The organism is Kribbella sp. (assembly GCF_035687465.1).
Classification (GTDB): Bacteria; Actinomycetota; Actinomycetes; order Propionibacteriales; family Kribbellaceae; genus Kribbella.
The window spans coordinates 1-3713 of sequence record NZ_DASRXP010000060.1 but is presented as its reverse complement, the minus strand read 5'-3'; the positions used below and the strand labels follow the sequence as shown (position 1 = coordinate 3713).

The 3713-nt window shown below is 68.8% G+C and carries 4 protein-coding genes; 2 read left to right on the top strand and 2 right to left on the bottom strand.

Annotated elements, in window-relative coordinates; translation table 11 throughout:
• Positions 1-9: 9 nt before the first annotated feature.
• Positions 10-723: a purine-nucleoside phosphorylase gene (gene deoD / locus VFG33_RS03035; RefSeq protein ID WP_325022122.1), complete on the bottom strand. Its 714-nt coding sequence runs from the start codon at positions 721-723 to the stop codon at positions 10-12.
• A 44-nt stretch (positions 724-767) separates the two neighbouring features.
• Between deoD and nudC the strand changes: the two genes are divergently transcribed.
• The gene (gene nudC / locus VFG33_RS03030) at positions 768-1691 is read left to right on the top strand and encodes an NAD(+) diphosphatase (RefSeq protein ID WP_325022121.1); all 924 of its coding nucleotides are present in this window, start codon (positions 768-770) and stop codon (positions 1689-1691) included.
• Position 1692: 1 nt separating this feature from the next.
• Here nudC and VFG33_RS03025 read toward each other — a convergent pair whose 3' ends face one another.
• Positions 1693-1932, bottom strand: coding sequence for a mycoredoxin (locus VFG33_RS03025; protein ID WP_325022118.1), 240 nt, complete (start codon positions 1930-1932; stop codon positions 1693-1695).
• Between the two features lie 109 nt (positions 1933-2041).
• Between VFG33_RS03025 and VFG33_RS03020 the strand changes: the two genes are divergently transcribed.
• The coding region (locus VFG33_RS03020) for an ATP-dependent helicase (protein WP_414672919.1) at positions 2042-3713 on the top strand (1672 nt) is incomplete at its 3' end.

Sequence of the window (3713 nt, the reverse complement as noted above, 5' to 3'; positions counted from 1 at the left end):
CCCAGCGGTTCAGACCGGCACCCCGATCGCCGCATCGAGGGCGATGGTGATCATCTCGGAGAAGGTGGTCTGCCGCTCCTCGGCCGTCGTCTCCTCCTTGGTGATCAGGTGGTCCGACACAGTCATGATGCCGAGCGCGCGCCGGCCGAACTTGGCGGCCAGCGTGTACAGCGCGGAGGCCTCCATCTCGATCCCCAGTACGCCGTACTCCGCGGTCCGCGAGACCAGGTCCGCCCGGTCGTTGTAGAACAGGTCGCCGGAGAACACCTGGCCGACGTGCACGTTCAGGCCGGCAGCCTCGGCGCCGTCCACGGCCGCGCGGAGCAACTGGTAGTCCGCGGTCGGCGCGTAGTCGATGCCGTGGAAGCGCAGCCGGTTCATCTGCGAGTCGGTGCTCGCCGACATCGCCACGATCACGTCCCGGAGCTTCACCTTCTCCGTCAGCGCACCGCAGGTCCCGACCCGGATCAGCGTCTGTACGTCGTACTCGGCGAACAGTTCGTTCGCGTAGATCGAGGCGGACGCCTGCCCCATCCCGGAGCCCTGCACGGAGACCCGCTCACCCTTGTAGGTGCCGGTGAACCCGAACATGTTCCGGACCTCGTTGTAGAGGATGACGTCGGACAGGTAGGTCTCGGCGATCCACTTGGCCCTCAGCGGGTCCCCGGGGAACAGCACACGCGGCGCGATCTGCCCCTTCTCGGCGGCGATGTGAATACTCATGGACGGGATCCTCCCACGGGCGGTGGGCGAGATACGTTGAGGACGTGGCCTACTCCATTACTCCTGGTTCCTTGTCGCTGTCCCGTTCCGTGTTGGACCGTGCTGCTGATCGACGGCGCGACGTGGAGTGGCTGGAGAAGGCCTGGGCTGCCGATGACACGCAGGTGGCGTTGGCGGTCGGCGACAGGCTGGCAGTAGAGAGCGACCGTACGTCGCTACGCCTGGTGCCGCCTGCTGCTGCGCCTGACGGTGTGCGGATCTTCCTGGGAATCGACCGAGTCGCCGGAGCCGGGCAGACCGCTGACGGGCGGGCCGTGTTCGCAGTACTGGTCGATGCCGAGGCGGATGAGTCGTACGCCGGACTGCGGGAGCTCGGCAGCGTCCTGAACGACCGGGAGGCCGGGATCGCGGTCAACGTGGTCGGACTGGCCAACTGGCACGCAGTACACACGCACTGTGCCAACTGCGGAGCACACACCGAGGTGGTCGAGGCCGGGCACGTACGACACTGCCCGTCCTGCGGGCTCAACCACTTCCCGCGGAGCGACCCGGCCATCATCGTGCTCGTCACCGACGACCAGGACCGCGCCCTGCTCGGCCGCAACGAGGCCTGGCCAGAGGGACGCTATTCAACCCTCGCCGGCTTCGTAGAGCCTGGGGAGTCACTGGAGGCCGCAGTACGCCGCGAGGTGTTCGAGGAGACGGGTGTAGTGATCGGCGACGACATCCAGTACGCCGGCAGCCAACCCTGGCCGCTGCCTTCGAGCCTGATGCTCGGCTTCTACGCCACCGCCACCGGGTACGACATCAACGTCGACCAGGACGAGATCGCCGAGGCCAAGTGGTTCAGCCGCGACGACCTGCGTGCTCTGGTCGAGGACGGTTCGATGGCCCTACCCGGCAACATCTCCATCTCCCGCCGCCTGATCGAAGGCTGGTACGGCCAGGAACTGACCGGCAGCTGGTAGCTCAGGCGACGAGCTTCTCGGCGACCTGCGCGAGGCTCGGGTTCGTCATCGCGGTGCCGTCGGCGAACACCAGCGTCGGCACCGTCTGGTTGCCGTTGTTGACCTTCTCGACGATCTTGGCCGCCTCGGGCACCTGCTCGATGTCGACCTCGGCGAACTCGATACCGGCCCGGTTCAGCTGGCCCTTGAGCCGATGGCAGTAACCGCACCAGGGTGTCGAGTACATCGTGAATGCCGCCATCTTGGCTCGCTCCGTCTCTGTTCAGGATGGGCTGCGGATTCTGTCCGCCAGCCCGTCTAGGGTGACTCCCGAAGCATCCGAACAACGTTGGTGAGGGCACTGTTCCCGTATGTCTCAACCCGTGAGCGATCTCACACAGGCCGTCGACGGCCGGTCCGCGGACGCACTGCTCGAGGCCCTCGATCCCGAGCAGCGAGCCGTTGCGACCGCCTTGCACGGTCCTGTCGTGGTGATGGCCGGCGCGGGCACCGGGAAGACCCGCGCGATCACCCACCGGATCGCCTATGGCGTGCGCACCGGCACGTTCGACCCGGTCCGGGTGCTCGCGGTGACGTTCACCCAGCGGGCGGCGGGGGAGATGCGCGGGCGGCTCGCCCAGCTCGGGGTCCAGGGCGTGCAGGCGAGGACGTTCCACTCCGCAGCGCTGCGGCAGGCGAGGTTCTTCTGGCCGAAGGTGTACGGCTCGGAGTTGCCGCCGATCATCGACCGGAAGTTCCCGTTGCTGACCGAGGCGGCGTCGCGCTGCCGGGTGCGGGTGGACACGCCGGCGTTGCGGGACCTGGCCGGTGAGGTCGAGTGGGCGAAGGTGAGCAACGTCCGCCCGGACGACTACGCCCGAGTCGCCCCGAAGTCGGCACGAGCCCTCGCCGCCTTCGACCCTGCCACGATCGGCCGGATCTTCGCGGCGTACGAGGATGTGAAGCTCGAGCGCGGCCGGATCGACCTGGAGGACGTGCTGCTCTGTGCGGTCGCGCTGCTCGCGGAGGACGAGCGGGTCGCGGCCGAGATCCGCCGGCAGTACAGGACCTTCGTGGTCGACGAGTACCAGGACGTCAGCCCGCTGCAGCAGAGCTTGCTCGACCTCTGGCTGGGCGGCCGCGAGGACGTCTGCGTGGTCGGCGATCCGGCACAGACCATCTATTCCTGGGCGGGCGCCGACCCGGCGAACCTGGTCCGCTTCGCGTCGAAGCATCCCTCGGCCGCGGTGATCAAGCTGATCCGGGACTACCGGTCCACGCCGCAGATCGTGGAGGTGGCCAACAAGATCCTCGACGCGTCCGGCCCCTCCGGGCTGCCCGGCCGGGTCACCTTGCGCTCGCAGCGCGACGCCGGCCCGGTGCCGACCTATCGCGAGTACTCCGACGAGGTCGCCGAGGCAGACGCGGTCGCCCGGGCCGTCGCCCGACTCAAAGACTCCGGTACTGCGCTGCGCGACATCGCGGTGTTGTTCCGTATCAACGCCCAGTCAGAGAACTTCGAGCAAGCTCTCGCCGAGCGGCGGATCCCGGCCGTCCTCAAGGGGGCCGAGCGGTTCTTCGAGCGCGCGGAGATCCGGCAGGCCGCAGTACTGCTGCGTGGTCAGGCGAAGGCGGGGGATACCTCGGACAATCTCGTGGACACCGTGCGCGGCGTGCTCGCCGGGGCGGGGTGGACCGCGGACCCGCCGGCCGGCACCGGGGCGGTGCGGGACCGGTGGGAGTCGCTGAGCGCACTCGTCACGATGACCTCGGACTTCGCGGTCGCGCACCCGGAGGCGGGGATCGTCGACCTGATGGCCGAGCTCGACCGGCGGGCCTCGATCCAGCACGCGCCGCTGGCCGAGGGGGTCACGCTGGCGACGCTGCACGCCGCGAAGGGCCTCGAATGGGGCTGTGTGTTCATCGTGGGCGCGCACGAGGGGACCCTGCCGATCAGCTATGCCCAGACGCCGGCCCGGTGCCGACCTATCGCGAGTACTCCGACGAGGTCGCCGAGGCAGACGCGGTCGCCCGGGCCGTCGC

What these genes read in the sequence shown, in the direction of transcription:
- deoD (WP_325022122.1), bottom strand. Translation starts at nt 723, where the DNA reads ATGAGTATTCACATCGCCGCCGAGAAGGGGCAGATCGCGCCGCGTGTG.
- VFG33_RS03025 (WP_325022118.1), bottom strand. Translation starts at nt 1,932, where the DNA reads ATGGCGGCATTCACGATGTACTCGACACCCTGGTGCGGTTACTGCCAT.